Genomic DNA, 16197 nt, shown 5'->3' on the forward strand with positions numbered 1-16197 from the left:
AAGATCGTCGCGCGGGCTGATAAACGGAATTCGCCAAGTCCGGTCAGTTGCTATACATTTTCGTATGGCCGACGCCCCGCCAAGCTGGGACCTGTACCGCTCCTTCCTCGCGATTCTGCGCGACGGATCGTTGTCGGGCGCCGCGCGCAGCCTGGGTCTGGCGCAGCCGACCTTGGGCCGGCACGTGCTGGAGCTGGAACACCGGCTGAAGATCTCGCTGTTCACGCGCTCGCAGGCCGGGCTGACCCCGACCGCGGCAGCGCTCGAACTTCGGCCCTATGCCGAGGCGCTCGAAGCCAGCGCGCATGCGCTGCTGCGCGTTGCATCGGGATCGCAGGACGAGGTGCGCGGCACGGTGCGGCTGACCGCCAGCGAAGTGATCAGTATCGAAGTCCTGCCGCCGATCCTGGCCGAGCTGCGCCACGCGCATCCCGGTCTGGTGATCGAACTCGTCGTGTCGAACCGCAACGAAGATCTGCTACGTCGCGACGCCGACATTGCGGTGCGCATGGTGCAGCCGACGCAACGCGCGCTGGTGGCCAAACGGATCGGTGCGATCGAACTGGGCTTGCACGCGCATCCCGCCTATCTGGCGCGTGCGGGCAAGCCGCGCACCGCAGCCGATCTCGCACAACACGCGGTCGTCGGGTTCGACCAGCCCAGCCTGTTTGCGCGCGGTCTTACGATCGGCAATCACGCCGTCACGCGCGAAATGTTTTCGCTGCGCGCCGACAACGACCTGGCGCAACTGGCAGCAATTCGCGCCGGCTACGGCATCGGCGTGTGTCAGGTTCCGCTCGGCCGGCGTGCGCCGGGCCTTGTGCGCATTCTGCCGAGCGTCTTCTCGGTGCCGCTCGAATGTTGGGTCGCGATGCATGAAGACCAGCGCGCGACCTTGCGCTGTCGCGTCGTGTTCGACGCGCTGGTTGAGGGCCTGAGCGCCTATCTGAAAACCTAGCCGGTCACCACATCCCACAGCAGCTTGGCGTTCAGCACCACGATCAGTGCTGCAACGATCGAGGCGACGATCGTGGTCAGGCGGCGATTTTTGAAGTGACCCATCAGCTTTTTGTCGGCGGTGAAAATCACCAGCGGGATCACCGCGAACGGCAGTTGCAACGACAGAACCACCTGGCTCAGCACCAGCAATTTTGCGGTGCCGCTTTCACCATAGAACGACGCGACGATGGCAGCGGGAATGATCGCCAGGCCGCGCGTCAGCAGCTGTCGCGCCCACGGCTTCATCCGTAGATTGACGAAGCCTTCCATCACGATTTGCCCCGCGAGCGTTGCGGTGATGGTCGAGTTCTGGCCCGACGCAAGCAATGCCACCGCGAACAAGGTCGAGGCCAGCGACGTGCCCAGCAGCGGCGTCAACAAAGCGTGCGCTTCTTGGATTTCGGCGACTTCGGTGCGGCCGGTCGTGTGGAACGTCGAGGCCGCAAGAATCAGGATCGCGGCATTGACCAGCAATGCGAAGGACAAAGCGATGGTCGAATCCCACGTCGCCCAACGGATCGCGTCGCGCTTGCCGGCTTCGTCCTGCACATAGGCGCGCGTCTGCACGATCGACGAATGCAGATAGAGATTATGCGGCATCACCGTCGCGCCCAGAATGCCGATCGCGACATAGAGCATGGCCGGATCGGTGATGATGCGCGGGTCGGGAATGAATCCCAGCAATACTTCGCCCATCGACGGGCCGGCGAAGATCAGCTGAATCACGAAAGCGACGAAGACGATCGCGATCAGGGCAATGACGAAGGCTTCAAGACGGCGGAAGCCGCGCGACTGCAGCCATAAAATTACCAGCACGTTGGCTGCGGTCAGCACCACGCCTTGCACCAGCGGCAAGCCGAACAACAATTGCAGCGCGATTGCGGTGCCGATCACTTCGGCAAGATCGCAGGCGCAGATCGCGACTTCGGCCAGCAGCCACAGCGAGATGGCGACCGGGCGGGAAAAACGCGCGCGGCATGCCTGGGCGAGATCGAGTCCGCTGGCGATGCCGAGTTTGAGACTCAGCGCCTGCAGCAACACCGCCATCAGGTTCGACAGAAGAATGACCGACAAAAGCGTCGTGCCGTAGGCCGAGCCGCCGGCCAGATCGGTGGCCCAGTTGCCCGGGTCCATATAGCCGACCGACACGAGATAGCCCGGTCCGAGGAAGGCGAGCAGGCGCCACGCGCCCTTGCCGGTCACCGGAATCGAAGCGTGTGCCGCGCCGAGCGTCCCAGTGCCGGGATCGGGGAGTTTAGCCATGGCTGAAATCTTCGGCCCAAGCCCGACATTGTCAAGCGATGGAGGGGGCTGCATCTTGGCGGCGATGGCACCCCGACCCGTCCCGCTGACCGAAATCGATACGCAAGTCGCGGGATTCCACGAGGCGCGCCGCGCCGACGGCCGTGCCTCGACCGAGGATTATCTCGAACTGATCGCCGATCTGATCGGCAGCCAGGGCGAAGCACGCCTGACCGACCTGGCGCAGCGTCTGGGCGTCAGCCACGCCACCGTGGCCAAGACGGTGCAGCGCCTGGTGCGCGACGGCTATGTGCGGACTCTGCCGTATCGCTCGATCTTCCTGACCGATGAAGGGGCTGCGATCGCGGCTGAGGCGAAGAAGCGACACGAAATCGTGCATGATTTTTTGCTCGCAATCGGCGTCGATGAAGCGACTGCGGCGATCGACGCAGAAGGGATTGAGCATCACGTCAGCGCCGCGACCTTGGCGGCGTTCGAGCGCGTGATCGCGCGCGCCGGACGAAGGCGGCGATGAAGCCGGGCCCGAACGCCGAGGCCGAAACAGAGTTACAACGGCTGCGCGCGCAGCTGCTCGATGCGCAGATGCGGTTGCGGCAAGCGGGCGAAACCCACGCGCGCATTCTTGCCACCGTTGCGCATGAAATCCGCAATCCGTTGCATGCGATGCTCAGCCTACTCGACGTGTTGGGACAAAGCGGTCTCGACACGCAACGCCGCGGCTGGGTCGAAACTGCGCGGCAATCCGGACATGGTCTGATCGGGCTGCTCGACGATTTGCTCGAATTGGGCAGCGCGGAATCGGGCAGTCAGATGTTGATGGTCGCGCCGTTTCAGCCGACCAGCTTGTTCGGCGGCATCGTCGATCTGATCCGCCCGCGCGCTGCTGCGAAGGGCTTGCGCTTTGAAAGCGAAATCGCGCTCGGCGAAGCGTCGTGGCTGAACGGCGATGCGCGGCGTCTGCGCCAGATCGTGTTCAACCTGGTCGGCAACGCGATCAAATTCACCGAACGCGGATTGGTGCGGTTGCGCGCCGCCGCAACACCGACGCCGGATGGGCGCTTCGCGCTGGTGATCGAAGTCAGCGACACCGGGCCTGGTTTTGACGCGGCGCTGGCCAGCACGCTGTTCGACGATTTTGTGCAAGGGCCGCAAGCGACGCGCGTCGGCGGCGCCGGGTTGGGATTGGCGATCGTACGCCGGCTGGTCGAGTTGATGGGCGGAACGGTCGAGGCCGAAAGCACGCCCGGCACCGGTGCGCGATTCCGCGTGCGCCTGCTTCTGCCGCGCGCCGAAGAATTGGCGCCGGCCTGTGCGCGCCCGGTCGCAACCGACGAGCCGGCACCGCCGTCCTTGCTACCGGTTGCACCACCGATGCGGCGCCGTCTGCAGGTGTTGCTGGTCGAAGACAGTCCGACCAATCGCGCCGTCGCGCTCGCGATGTTGAAGACCGCGCCGCTGATCGTCGATGCGGTCGAGAACGGTATGCAGGCGATCGAACGTCTGCAACAGACCGCCTACGACCTGGTGCTGATGGACGTCGCGATGCCGGTGATGGACGGGCTGGAAGCGACGCGCGCAATTCGCGCGCTGGGCCCGCCGGTTGCGCAAGTGCCGGTGATTGCGATGACCGCGAACGCGTTGGCGGCCGATGAAATGCGCTGCCGCGATGCCGGCATGGACGACTATCTCACCAAGCCGATCGAGCGCGCCAATCTGCTGGCGATGCTAACGCGTTGGCTGGGTCCGCTCGACGAGCCGCGGCCCGCAATCGACGAAACCATCGTCGTGCGGTTGCTGCAGGAAGTCGAACCGGGCGCGTTGACGCGGCTGCTGGGCGTGTTCCTCGAAGAAGCGCGCAACCGTGCAGCGCGCATCGAAGCGGCGGTTGGACGGCTGGACGCAGCCGAAGCGATCGCGCAGATCGAACATGAGTCGCACGCGATGAAAGGCAGCGCGGAAACCTTCGGCGCTGCTGCGCTGGCAGCGCGTGCGGCGGCGATTGAATCGGCTATTCGCGCCCGCGCGCTCGACACGGTGCGCAATCAAGCCAACGGCTTGGCGTCGTTGGTGATTGATGCCGAGCACGCCTATCGCGCACGCGGCTATTATCAGTAGCGCTCAGCTTGCGAGCTGTTGGCCCGCGTCTTCGGCTTCCCAAACCTGCTTCTTGCGGTAGATCGTCGACGGTGCGACGGCCAGCAATTCGGCTGCTTTGGGGATTGAACCGCCGCATGCGTTGATCGCACGCTCGATCATCTCGCGTTCGATTTCGGCCAGCGGACGAATGATCTCGGGCCGCATCGGTTGGCGCCAGCCCGTGTTCGGCGTCGTTGCATTGCTCGGCGACAGCAGGCCTTTCAACGGTTCCGGCAACATCTCGGCGCTGACGACGGCGCCGTCATGCAACACGACGATGTTGCGGATCACGTTCTGCACCTGGCGCACATTGCCCGGCCAGTCATACTGCAACAGCAGCCGTTCGATGTCGGGATCGAACCCGACAAAGCGCTTCTTTTCTTCGCGCGTATATTCGGCGAGCAGCGCCGAGGCGATTTCCAACGCGTCTTCTCCGCGTTCGCGCAACGGCGGCAGTTGCAGCGGAATGACGTGCAGCCGGTAGTACAGATCTTCGCGGAAGCGCCCGGCTTCGACTTCTTTTAACGGATCGCGATTGGTGGCGCAGACGACGCGGATATCGACGCGCTCGGTCTTGGTGCCGCCAACTGCGACGTAGCTGCCGGTTTGCAGGAACCGCAGCAGCTTGGTCTGCAGGTTGATATCCAGCTCGCAGATTTCGTCGAGGAACAAGGTGCCGCCGTCGGCCAGGCGGGCGGCACCGTCGCGATCGACCACCGCGCCGGTGAAAGCGCCTTTCACGTGGCCGAAGATCTCGCTTTCCATCAGGTCGCGCGGAATGGCGCCGCAATTCAGCGGCACGAACGGACGTTTCGCGCGCGGGCTTTGTGCGTGAATCGCTTCGGCGGCGACTTCTTTGCCGGTGCCGCTTTCGCCGGTGATGAACACGGTCGCCTTCGACGCAGCCGCGCTTTCGATGATGCGGTAGACGGCCTGCATCGCCATCGAGGAGCCGAGAAAGCCGTGATAGCGGTTGCGCTCGTAGTGATCGACTTTGCGCTTCAACGTGCTGAGATCGAGCGCGTTGGTCACGGTGACGACCAGCCGTTCCGCGGTGAAGGGTTTGACGAGGAAATCGTCGGCACCCGCCTTCATTGCCTCGACCGCGACATTCACACTGCCATTGGCGGTGATGACCACGACCGCGGTTTCCGGAGACTTGGTTTTCACAGCTTGCAGCACGGACATTCCGTCCATGTCGGGCAGCTTCAAATCCAGCAGCACCAGCTGCGGCTTCATCGCGTCGAGCGCCGCCAGCGCCTCAGCCCCGGTCTCGACATGCGCCACGCGGCGCTGCGTCTTGGCCAAATACTCCTGATACAGACGCGCCAAAGCCGGCGTGTCTTCAATCAGTAGGATTGGGGCATCGGTTTGGGGCATCGGACGGTTGCTTTGATCACTTCGCTATTCGCGACGATCCTGCCACGCCCTTTCGAAATCGAAAATGAAACAGCGCCCTAAAAACGAAAGCCGCCCGGTTTCCCGGGCGGCTTTTTTGCGAACAGCGTGTAAACGCGATGCCAACTGGCGGTGCGCAGAACGCGAATCGCCGTTTGTCAGTCGCGGCGCTGGCCCATGAACGACAGCAGAAACTGAAACAGGTTGATGAAGTCGAGATAGAGGCTGAGCGCGCCCCACACCGCCAACTTGCCTGCGGATTCGCTGCCATAGGCTTCGCTGTACTGTTCCTTGATGCGCTGCGTATCCCACGCGGTCAGGCCCGCGAAGATCAACACGCCCGCGGCGCTGATGATGAAGTTCAGACCCGACGAGTGCAGGAAGATGTTCACGATGCTCGCGATCATCAGGCCGATCAGACCCATGATCAGGAACGTCGCAAAGCCCGACAGGTCGCGCTTGGTCGTGTAGCCGTACAACGACAGGCCCGCGAAGGCGGCGGCCGTGACGAAGAAGGTCTGCGCGACGCTGGCGCCGGTGTAGTGCAACAGCAGCATCGACAGACTCACGCCCTGCAGGGCCGTGAAGACCCAGTAGACCGTGCGCATCGTGCTGAACTGCATGCGCTGGGCGCCGAAGCTCATCCAGAAGATCAGGCCGATCGGCGCAAGCACCGCGACCCAATAGAGAAGGTTCGGCGCAGGCCGCAGCGTCTGCGGATTGACCGAGAAAAAGATCGCGCGGACCTCAGGCGAAAAGGCGATCAGCGCGGCGACGACGCCGGAGAGCGCAAGGCCACCGGCCATATAATTGTAAACGCGCAGCATGTGCGCGCGCAGGCCCGCGTCAAACGACGCACGATCGGCGAGGCCTGGTTGTGCGTAACGAGGGTTGAGGTCGAAGGACATGGGGTGGGGCCGTTCCTGCCAAAAAGGGTTGTCCGACCCGGGAAATATCGGGTGGATTGCGCCGAACTTCAATGCCAGCCCCAGGTAAGGGGTGTTGCTACTGATTTCGCAGCAATGGGGCCGCTTTTTGGGACAAGGCGCGCCAGGTCCCGGCGAATCCGAGCGCCAGCGTGATCGCGGCGGCGCCCAACGCGGTCAACCCGACCGCCCCCGGTAACAATGTCCAGCGCAGGTCCAAGACCTGGGTGACGACAGCCCAGGCGACCAACGCGCCGAGTCCGGCCGCGACCGCGGCAGTGACCAGCCCCAACAGCCCGTATTCGAGCAAAAACGCCGCAAGCACGCGGCCGCGGGTCGCGCCCAATACTTTCAGAACGACGGCGTCGTAGACCCGCCGTCGATGGCCGGCGGCAACCGCGCCGGCAAGAACGAGCGTCCCCGCAACCAGCGCGACCGCTGCAACCGCGCGCACGGCGGCGCCGATATTGCCGATCAATTGTCCAACCGTGGCGAGCGCATCTTTGACGCGCACCGCGGTGACGTTGGCAAAGCCACGCGTCACAGCGCGTTCGATCGCGGGTTCTGCTTCGGGCGTCGATCGCACGGTTGCGATCGCGGTCTGCGGTGCGGCTTCCAACAGGCCCGGCGCAAAGACCAGCGTGTAGTTGATGCCGAGCCGTCCCCAATCCAGTTCGCGAATGTTGGCGACGGTCGCGTCGACTTTGCGTCCGACGATGTCGACCGAGATTTTGTCGCCGGGATGCAAACCGAAAGCGAGTGCGACTTCTTTCGCGACCGACACGAGCGGCGCGCCGCTGGTGCGATCGGCGGGCCACCAGGTGCCTTCGATCACGGTCGAATTTTTGGGCTGCGGGCCCGCATAGGTGATGCCGCGATCGGCGCGCAGAATCCAATCATAGCGCTTGTCGACCAGCGCCTGGTCGGCGGGCACGTCGCGCGCCGCCAGAATGCGTCCGCGCAGTGCTGGCACCATGTCGACTTTGCCGGCGCCCGGAATCGCTTCGACCGCGGCACGCAACGCGTCGCGCTGGTCGGGCTGAATATCGACGAAGAAAAAGCTCGGCGCTTCGGCGGGAAGCTCGTCCTGCACCTGGCGCTGAAAATTTCCTTCGATCTCGGCGATCGCGACCAGCACGGTCAGGCCGAGCCCAAGCGACAGCACGACGGCGTGCGCGGGCGTGCCGGGACGATGCAAATTGGCCAGCGCCAAACGCAAGGTCGGCGCACGCGGCCGGCCCAACGCACGCGCGCCGCGCACGATTGCAATGCCGGCCAGGCGGAAGATCGCCAAAGCTGCGATTGCGCCCGCAACAAACGATGCGGCGAATCCGAAATCGCGCGACGTCGCCAGGGCCAACGCGACCAACGCCGCACCGGTGGCGCCCAACAGCAGCTTCACGCGCAGCGACAGCGAGGTCACGGGCGGCGTCGTGTTCGACCGGAACAGCGAGGCGGCGGGCACGGTTGCGGCCCGTCCCAGTGCGGCGACCGAAAAGGCGAGCGCCACCAGCAATCCATACGCAGCAGCGAGCGCAAGACCCGGCCCGTCGAATCCGATCCGCACCGAGACCGGCAGCAGATCGGCGAGCAGCGAGACCGCAACCCGCGGCAGCGCAATGCCGAAGCACAGACCGATCACTGCGCCTAGCAACGCCAGCGCGCCGATCTGAATCAGATAGGCGCGAAAGATGGTGCGCGACGGTGCGCCCAGACATTTGAGCGTCGCGATGGTCGCGACTTTGCCGTCGAGATAGGAGGCAACCGCGTTCGACACGCCAACGCCGCCGACCAGCAGCGCGGTCAAGCCGACCAACGTCAGAAACGACGTCAGCCGCGCCAGGAAGCGCGCGAATTCCGGCGCCGCGTCGCTCGAATCGCGCAGACGCCAGCCCGCTTGCGGATAGTCGTTGCGCAGACGCTGCACGGTGGCGCGTGGATTGCCGTTGTCGTTCAACAACAGCTTGGTGTCGCGATAGATCATCGCGCCGGGTTGGATCAGCGACGTCGCGTCCAGCGCGCGCTTCGACAACAACAGACGCGGACCCAGCGTGAATCCACCGCTGCCGATCCGGTCGGGTTCTTTCTCGATTACGTCGGTCAGGCGCACGCGCCCTTCACCAAGCTCGACCACGTCGCCGATCTTTGCGCCCAGCCGGTCGAGTACTTGCTGCTCGACGACGGCGCCGTTCAGCCCGTCTTTCTCGGCCAAGGCTGCGTCGAGCGGCTGACCGCTCGCCAACGCGACCTTGCCCACCAACGGATAGGCGTCGTCGACGGCTTTGGTTTCCACCAGCGCGGTTGCGTCGCCCATACGCGCCATGCCGCGCATCTCGACCGTCTGCGTGGTTTTCCCCAACGCAGCCAGCGCAGCTTGTTCGGGTGGATTCAGATCGCGATAGAGAATGCGTGCCGACAAGTCGCCACCCAGCAAGCCACGCGCGTCAGCGCGCAGGCCGGTGCGAATGCCGTTCGACAGCGTTTGCACGGACGCGATTGCGGCAACGCCCAGCGCCAAACACGCGACGAAGACGCGAAACCCGGCCAGGCCGCCGCGCAATTCACGGCGCGCGATGCGCCAGCTGATATTCATGCTCGTACGCGCACCGGGTTGGTGCTTTCGCTGGCGATACGTCCGTCGGCCATGCGCACGATACGTTTGCAGCGCGCCGCCAGATCGTTGTCGTGCGTGATCAGCAGCAAGGTCGTGCCAAAACTTTCGGCTAATTCGAACATCAGGTCGATGACACGTTCGCCAGTGTCGTGATCGAGATTGCCGGTCGGCTCGTCGGCCAGCAGCAATTGCGGCTGCACGACTGCAGCGCGCGCCAGCGCGACACGTTGCTGTTCGCCGCCCGACAACTGCCCGGGATAATGCGTCAAGCGATGTTCCAGCCCGACGCGCGCCAGCGCCGCGCGCGCGGCATCGAACGCATCAGCGCGACCGGCGAATTCCAATGGCAGCGCGGTGTTCTCCAGCGCGGTCATGGTCGGGACCAGATGAAAGTCCTGGAACACGATCCCGATTTTGTCGCGCCGCCAGCGCGCAAGTGAGTCTTCGCTTAGGTTCGATAGATCAGCGTCGGCGACGCGCACCGAACCCGACGTTGCACGTTCCAGTCCGGCCATGATCATCAGCAGCGATGATTTGCCCGATCCCGATGGACCAACCAGTCCGACGGTCTCGCCGCGCAACAAAGACAGATCGACGCCGCGCAAGACGCGAACCAGTCCCGCCTCGCTGCGCAGTTCGAGATGCACGCCGGCGAGGTCAACGATCGGTGCGGAAGAGTGATTTTGCATGACTCACTGATGTGCAAAATGCGCTGGACGCGCGCTGTTTCTGTGGCGCAAGTTGCCGCGATTCATCACATGTATCTCGATTTCGGCCGCATTCGCGGCCGGTTCGGCATGCATCACGTCAACCATCCCTATGTCGGTGAATTGCGCATCCGAAATGTAGGTAGTCGCAGTCCAAAACATAGGGAGCAAGGCAAGAAAACACAGATCATGGCGAAGTACGACAATATCCTGGCGACGGTCGGCGGCACGCCCGTCATCCGCATCAACAACTTGGCGCCCGCGCACGTAAAACTTTACGTCAAGGTCGAAGCCTTCAACCCGATGGGATCGGTCAAGGATCGTCTCGCATTGGGCGTGATCGAAGATGCCGAACGCAGCGGAAAGTTGCGCCCGGGTCAGACTGTGATCGAAGCCACCAGCGGCAACACCGGCATTGGTCTCGCCATGGTGTGTGCGCAAAAGAAATATCCGCTGGTCGTCGTAATGGCCGAAAGCTTCAGCGTCGAGCGCCGCAAGCTGATGCGCTTCCTCGGCGCCAAGGTCGTGCTGACACCTGCCTTCCAAAAAGGCAGCGGCATGTTGGCCAAGGCGGTCGAGCTGGCCGAGACGCACGGCTGGTTCCTGACACGCCAGTTCGACAACGAAGCCAACGCGGACGTGCATTCGCGGACAACGGCCCGCGAGATCCTGGCCGACTTTGACGGCGAAAAGCTCGACTATCTCGTCACCGGTTTTGGCACTGGCGGCACGCTGAAAGGCGTTGCGCGCGTGCTACGTCAGGAACGGCCCGATACGAAAATCGTGGTGTGCGAGCCCGACAATTCCCAGCTGCTGGGCAGCGGCATCGCGCAGGCGCGCGCCGCCGACGGCACGATCACCGCCAGCCATCCCAATTTCCGCCCGCATCCGATGCAGGGTTGGAGCCCCGATTTCATTTCGAAGCTGGCCGAAGACGCGGTGTCGATGCATCTGATCGACCAGATCGTGCCGATCGACGGCAACGACGCGATGCGCCTGTCGCGCGAGCTGGCGCAGAAGGAAGGCATCTTCGTCGGCATCACCGCGGGCGCCGCGTTGGCGGGTGCGTTGAAGCTGTGCGAAACCGCGCCGGCCGGTTCGACCATTTTGTGCATGTTGCCCGATACGGGCGAACGTTATCTCAGCACGCCGTTGTTCGCCGACATCCAGGCCGACATGAACGACGACGAGATGAAGATCTCCAAATCGACGCCGAATTACCGGTTCGACGTGGCGCCGCCGCCGGCCGCACCCGCAGCACCGGTCGCAAACGCCGTCGCGCTGGACAAAGATGCGGTCGCGTTCGTCGAGCAGGCGATCGCCGATCCAGCCAAGCCGGTCGTGATGTTCGCGCTCGAATGGTGCGAGTTCTGCTGGTCGGTGCGCAAATTGTTCGCGCGCTTCAAGATTCCGTACCGCTCGGTCGATATCGACTCGGTCGAATATCAGGCGGGCGGGCGGGGCGCTGCCATCCGCGCGGCGCTGACTGCAAAAACGTCGCTGGCAACCGTTCCGCAGATTTTTATCGGCGGCAAATTGTTCGGTGGCGCCACCGATCTGCTTGCGGCCTGGAAGCAAGGCCAGCTGCAGACTGCGCTCGCCGATGCGCGGGTTTCGTACGAAGCCGATAGCAGCGTCGATCCGAACTCGTTCCTGCCGGGCTGGTTGCAGGCACGCTAGGCGCGCGACAGATCGACCAGGGCACGTTGACGGCGGCGGTCCGGCTCCGCAGCTTGGCAACGTGTCCTGGAGATCTCGCATGAAGCGCGCTTTTGCATGTTGGTCGGTCTTGCTGTTGCTCGCCGCGTTGTTCGCCCCTGGGCCGGTCCGAGCGGCAACCACCACCATCGTCGCGTTCGGCGACAGTCTGACCGCGGGCTATGGCGTGACGCCTGAAGATGCGTTTCCGGTCCGGCTTGAAGCGGCGTTGAAGGCGCGCGGCCGCGACGTGCGCGTGATCAATGCCGGCGTGTCGGGCGATACCAGCGCCGGCGGGCTGGCGCGGCTCGACTGGTCGCTCGCCGACAAGCCGAACCTGATCGTGCTCGAACTTGGTTCGAACGACATGCTGCGCGGGATCGATCCGGGTTCGACCGAAGCCAATCTCGATGCAATCTTGCGCAAACTCACCGACGCGAAGATTCCGGTGTTGTTATGCGGCATGTTTGCGGCGCGCAATCTCGGCCCCGACTATGTCGGACGTTTCGACGCGATCTATCCAAAGCTGGCGCAAAAATACGGCGTGCCGCTGCATCCTTTCTTTCTCGACGGCGTCGCGCTCGACGCCAAGCTCAACCAAGGCGACGGCATGCATCCCAATCCGGCGGGCGTAAAAATCATTGTCGACCGGATCGCACCGGTGGTCGAAAAACTTCTGCCGGCCCAGTGAGAATTTAAGCTGATGGAACTGCGTCCGCTTGGTTTGAGCGCGATCCGCGTTTCGTCGATCTCGCTCGGTACGATGACGTTTGGCTCGCAGACCAGCGAAGCCGAGTCGCATGCGCAGATCGATCTTGCGCTCGATCGCGGCATCAATCTGCTCGACGCAGCCGAGATGTATCCGGCACCGCCCAGCGCCGAGACGCAGGGCGCGACGGAATCGATCATCGGAAGTTGGCTCGCCAAAGATCGCGGGAATCGCGGGCGCGTTGTGCTGGCGACCAAGGTCGTCGGTCGCGGCGCGTCGCCGTGGATCCGCGACGGCAATGCCAAGCTCGACCGCGCCAATATCGTCGCAGCGCTGGATGCCAGCCTGCAGCGGCTCGGCACCGACTATGTCGATCTCTACCAGCTCCATTGGCCCGACCGGAAAAACAACCGGTTCGGCGAACTCGACTACAAGCATCACGATGATCCGCACGAAACGCCGATCGAAGAAACGCTGGGCGTGCTGGCCGAGCTGGTCGATGCGGGCAAGGTGCGTGCGGTCGGCCTGTCGAACGAAACGCCGTGGGGCGTTGCGCGTTTCCTGCAGTTGGCAGAAACAGCTGGCTTGCCGCGCGTCGTGTCGATCCAGAATCCGTATTCGCTGCTCAATCGCAGCTTCGATGTCGGCCTCGCCGAAATGTCGATCCGCGAACAAGTCGGGTTGCTCGCGTATGCGCCGATCGCGGCCGGCACCTTGACCGGCAAATATCTCGACGGTGCCGTGCCGCCCGCATCGCGTCGCGCCATCGATTACCGCAAGTCACGCTATGCGACCGCGCGCGCCGACGCGGCGGTGCGGTCCTATCACGACGTCGCGCGCCGCTTCGGGCTCGACCCGCTGCATATGTCGCTCGCCTTCGTGCATCACCGCCCGTTCGTCGCATCGGCCATCATCGGTGCGACCGATCTCGGTCAGTTGCAGCACGCCTTGGCCGGCGCGGATTTGATTCTGTCGGACGAAATCCTGCAGGCGCTCGACGCGGTGCATGTAGGCAACCCGAACCCGTGCCCGTGAGATGCGCCTCTTCGTTGCGTTGGAGCTGCCGGACGACGCGCGCGACGCGTTGGTGCAGCTGCAAGGCGGCTTGCCCGGCGCGCGCTGGGTCGAGCGCGAGAATCTGCACGTAACCTTGCGCTTTGTCGGCGCGGTCGATGCGCTGATCGCCGACGATCTTGCGGCCGCGCTGGCTGCGATCGACGCGCCCAAGGTCGAGTTTGCGATCCAAGGTGCGGGACGCTTCGCCAGTCGCGACAAGGCGCGTGCCTTATACGCCGCGATCGCGCACAGCCCGTCGCTCGATCATCTTCACGCCAAGGTCGAACGGGCTGCGATCGCTGCCGGGCTGGATCCCGAGCCGCGCCGCTTCACACCGCACGTTACCTTGGCGCGTTTGTACGACTCGCCGATCGCGCTGGTCGATCGTGCGGCGGCCGAGCTGAGCGGCCTCGCGCTCGGCCCATTTCTACTGAACGAATTTGTTTTGCTCGAAAGCCTGCTCGGCAAGGAGCGGCCGGTCTATCGCCCGGTCGCGCGCTATCCGTTGCGCTGAATTCGGAACCGTCGCGGCGCAAGCGAGTTGCAGACGCAGAGAAGGAGCAAAGCATGGCAAAGCAGCAACGCAGAACCGGCGCACAAGCAGGCCGCGTCAAAGACCCGTCCCGCGACGGCCGGCTCAAAGCCAATCGCGAACGTGGAATTAGCCTCGGTACGACGCGGAGTCGGAAAAAGAGCGGCTAAAGTTTCTCACCGCGCACCAGGCGCGGCAGGTCGAGGCCGGCACCGGCGCGCTGGCCCATCGCATAACGCATGAAGAAGCGTTTCAGGCTCGGCACCTGACCAACGGCAGCAAGGCCGATGCGGCGAGCCGCAGCGATGGGCGGAATGTCGTTCGAGAACAGACGATCCAGCACGTCGGTCGCGGCCGACAGCGCCAGCGCATCGACGCGGCGGCGGCGCGCATAATCCTGCAACAGGGCGGGTGAGCCGATATCGAGCCCCAGCCGCGCATGATCGACGATCAACTCGGCCAAGGCTGCAATGTCGCGCATGCCGAGATTGAGCCCCTGGCCCGCAATCGGATGGATCGCGTGTGCCGCTTCGCCGACCAACGCCAAGCGCGGTGCTGTGAAACGGCGCGCCTGCAACAGCGACAGCGGATAGGAAAAACGCCGGCCCAACGTGCGCACCGCGCCCAGATGCGGGCCGAAGCGGCGCTGCAATTCTGCGTCGAACGTCGCCTGGTCGGCGGCGAGCAGCGGCTCGACCGTTTCCGGTCGCTCGGTCCAGACGATCGAGCTGCGATGCGTACCATCGGGCGCGTCGGTCATCGGCAGAATCGCGAACGGGCCGGGCGCTAGGAAATGTTCGACTGCGATTCCGTTGTGCGGCTTTTCGTGGCCGGCGACGCAGACGATTGCGGTCTGGCGATAGGGCCAGCCGATCGTGGCGATGCCGGCGCGCTCGCGCGTCGGTGAGGTGCGGCCGTCGGCGCCGACCAGCAAACGCGCGCGGCGCGTGCTGCCGTCGGCGAGGCGCGCGGTTACGGTCTCGCCTTCCACCGCATGATCTTCGACCGCCATCGGCGCCAGGTGCGTCACCTTGGGCAATTCAGCGCAGCGTTCGAACAGCGCGCGGCGCAGGCGGCGATTTTCGACGATCCAGCCGAACGGGGCCGCGTTTCCTGTAATCGGCGCGACTTCGCGATGGTCGAAATGCAGGAACAGCGACGAGCCGCCGTCGGCGACGCGGATTTCGCGAATCGGTTCGGCGTCGGCTTCCAGCCGCGACCAGACGCCGATTTCGGTCAGCAGACGCTGCGATCCGAAGGCAATGGCGGTGGTGCGGCCGTCGAATGCTTCATCGAGCTGCGTCGCGGGTGCGTCACGATCGGCAACCGCCACGCGCAAACCGGCATGCCCCAACGACGCCGCCAGCGACAGGCCGGCCAGGCCGCCGCCCACGATCAGGACATCATCGGTCGTTTTTTCGCTCGTCATCCGCATCTCCTGGGCGCGGACGGTGCCGCGATTGCCGCTTCCTTGTCCAGGTCGGGACCAAATCGCCACTGGTGCAGGCACGTCACAGCGTGGGCGTTGCATCGCTGTCGTGCAAATCCAGGCCGGCACGGATCTTGATGGGTGTTCGTGTCGCGTGCGACGTTCGCGCGCCAAGGAGATCGCGCATGAAACTGGTTATGGCCATCATCAAGCCGTTCAAGCTCGACGAGGTGCGCGAGGCGCTGACTGCGCTCGGCATCCAGGGCCTCACTGTGAGTGAGGTGAAGGGCTTCGGTCGTCAGAAAGGTCAAACCGAGATCTATCGTGGCGCCGAATACTCGGTCTCGTTCCTTCCCAAGGTGAAGGTCGAGGTCGTGGTGATCGACGAAATGCTCGATCGCGTCGTCGAAGCGATCCAGCAGGCCGCCGGCACGGGTCGGATCGGCGACGGCAAGATCTTCGTCGTCGAAGTCGCCCACGCGCTGCGCATCCGTACCGGCGAAACCGGCGCAGAAGCGGTCTGATGTTCGCAGGCCGTCAGCATCCCGCCCGCGCTGCGCTTGTTTGGGCGGTTGTGTGGATGGTGCTGATGGCGGCGGTCGACCGGCTGCTGCATGGCAGCTGGCGCGAGGACATTCTGATCCTGCTGCCGATCAGCGCTGCGATCGGCGGCGTTGGCTTTTACCTGCTGCTCAAGCGCCGGGTTTCAGCCGCCGCACGCTAGCGGCCT

At 64.3% G+C, this 16197-nt stretch carries 15 protein-coding genes; 9 read left to right on the plus strand and 6 right to left on the minus strand.

Annotation, left to right across the window (positions count from 1 at the left end; genetic code table 11):
* The first annotated feature begins 64 nt into the window (after window positions 1-64).
* Complete coding sequence (locus TMPK1_RS16375) at window positions 65-958, plus strand: LysR family transcriptional regulator (RefSeq protein ID WP_420244304.1); 894 nt, start codon at window positions 65-67, stop codon at window positions 956-958.
* Here TMPK1_RS16375 and TMPK1_RS16380 read toward each other — a convergent pair.
* Window positions 955-2262: an Nramp family divalent metal transporter gene (locus TMPK1_RS16380; RefSeq protein WP_420244306.1), complete on the minus strand. Its 1308-nt coding sequence runs from the start codon at window positions 2260-2262 to the stop codon at window positions 955-957. The genes TMPK1_RS16375 and TMPK1_RS16380 overlap by 4 nt on opposite strands.
* Before the next feature lie 64 nt (window positions 2263-2326).
* Here TMPK1_RS16380 and mntR point away from each other — a divergent pair, with 64 nt between their 5' ends.
* Complete coding sequence (gene mntR / locus TMPK1_RS16385) at window positions 2327-2776, plus strand: manganese-binding transcriptional regulator MntR (protein WP_420244307.1); 450 nt, start codon at window positions 2327-2329, stop codon at window positions 2774-2776.
* The gene (locus TMPK1_RS16390) at window positions 2773-4377 is read left to right on the plus strand and encodes an ATP-binding protein (RefSeq protein WP_420244309.1); all 1605 of its coding nucleotides are present in this window, start codon (window positions 2773-2775) and stop codon (window positions 4375-4377) included. The genes mntR and TMPK1_RS16390 overlap by 4 nt, the downstream gene beginning before the upstream one ends.
* Window positions 4378-4380: 3 nt before the next feature.
* Here TMPK1_RS16390 and TMPK1_RS16395 read toward each other — a convergent pair whose 3' ends face one another.
* From TMPK1_RS16395 to TMPK1_RS16410, 4 genes are all read right to left on the minus strand, one after another.
* Complete coding sequence (locus TMPK1_RS16395; RefSeq protein WP_420244310.1) at window positions 4381-5778, minus strand: sigma-54-dependent transcriptional regulator; 1398 nt, start codon at window positions 5776-5778, stop codon at window positions 4381-4383.
* Window positions 5779-5954: 176 nt separating this feature from the next.
* A complete protein-coding gene (locus TMPK1_RS16400; RefSeq protein ID WP_420244312.1) occupies window positions 5955-6704 on the minus strand; it encodes a Bax inhibitor-1/YccA family protein in 750 nt (249 codons plus the stop codon).
* 97 nt (window positions 6705-6801) lie between these two features.
* Entirely contained in the window at window positions 6802-9315 is a 2514-nt protein-coding gene (locus TMPK1_RS16405) for an ABC transporter permease (protein ID WP_420244314.1), read from the minus strand.
* Window positions 9312-10025, minus strand: a complete 714-nt coding sequence (locus TMPK1_RS16410) for an ABC transporter ATP-binding protein (RefSeq protein ID WP_420244316.1) — start codon at window positions 10023-10025, stop codon at window positions 9312-9314. Before TMPK1_RS16410 ends, TMPK1_RS16405 begins: the two co-directional genes overlap by 4 nt.
* Here TMPK1_RS16410 and TMPK1_RS16415 point away from each other — a divergent pair.
* From TMPK1_RS16415 to thpR, 4 genes are all read left to right on the plus strand, one after another.
* Complete coding sequence (locus TMPK1_RS16415) at window positions 10020-11723, plus strand: pyridoxal-phosphate dependent enzyme (protein WP_420244318.1); 1704 nt, start codon at window positions 10020-10022, stop codon at window positions 11721-11723. The two genes, TMPK1_RS16410 and TMPK1_RS16415, sit on opposite strands and share 6 nt — an antisense overlap.
* A gap of 79 nt (window positions 11724-11802) precedes the next feature.
* Entirely contained in the window at window positions 11803-12432 is a 630-nt protein-coding gene (locus TMPK1_RS16420; protein ID WP_420244320.1) for an arylesterase, read from the plus strand.
* A gap of 12 nt (window positions 12433-12444) precedes the next feature.
* Window positions 12445-13485, plus strand: a complete 1041-nt coding sequence (locus TMPK1_RS16425; RefSeq protein ID WP_420244321.1) for an NADP(H)-dependent aldo-keto reductase — start codon at window positions 12445-12447, stop codon at window positions 13483-13485.
* Between the two features lies 1 nt (window position 13486).
* The gene (gene thpR, locus TMPK1_RS16430; protein ID WP_420244322.1) at window positions 13487-14020 is read left to right on the plus strand and encodes an RNA 2',3'-cyclic phosphodiesterase; all 534 of its coding nucleotides are present in this window, start codon (window positions 13487-13489) and stop codon (window positions 14018-14020) included.
* A 184-nt stretch (window positions 14021-14204) separates the two neighbouring features.
* Here thpR and TMPK1_RS16435 read toward each other — a convergent pair whose 3' ends face one another.
* Window positions 14205-15467, minus strand: coding sequence for a UbiH/UbiF/VisC/COQ6 family ubiquinone biosynthesis hydroxylase (locus tag TMPK1_RS16435; protein ID WP_420244324.1), 1263 nt, complete (start codon window positions 15465-15467; stop codon window positions 14205-14207).
* A 185-nt stretch (window positions 15468-15652) separates the two neighbouring features.
* Between TMPK1_RS16435 and TMPK1_RS16440 the strand changes: the two genes are divergently transcribed.
* Together TMPK1_RS16440 and TMPK1_RS16445 are read left to right on the plus strand one after the other, a co-directional pair.
* Window positions 15653-15991: a P-II family nitrogen regulator gene (locus TMPK1_RS16440; RefSeq protein WP_420244326.1), complete on the plus strand. Its 339-nt coding sequence runs from the start codon at window positions 15653-15655 to the stop codon at window positions 15989-15991.
* On the plus strand, window positions 15991-16191 hold the full coding sequence (locus tag TMPK1_RS16445) for a hypothetical protein (protein WP_420244328.1): 201 nt from the start codon (window positions 15991-15993) through the stop codon (window positions 16189-16191). The genes TMPK1_RS16440 and TMPK1_RS16445 overlap by 1 nt, the downstream gene beginning before the upstream one ends.
* The last annotated feature ends 6 nt before the right edge of the window (window positions 16192-16197 follow it).

Origin of the sequence: Roseiterribacter gracilis, assembly GCA_018332375.1 — a bacterium.
In the GTDB taxonomy this organism is placed as follows: Bacteria; Pseudomonadota; Alphaproteobacteria; order BOG-932; family Roseiterribacteraceae; genus Roseiterribacter; species Roseiterribacter gracilis.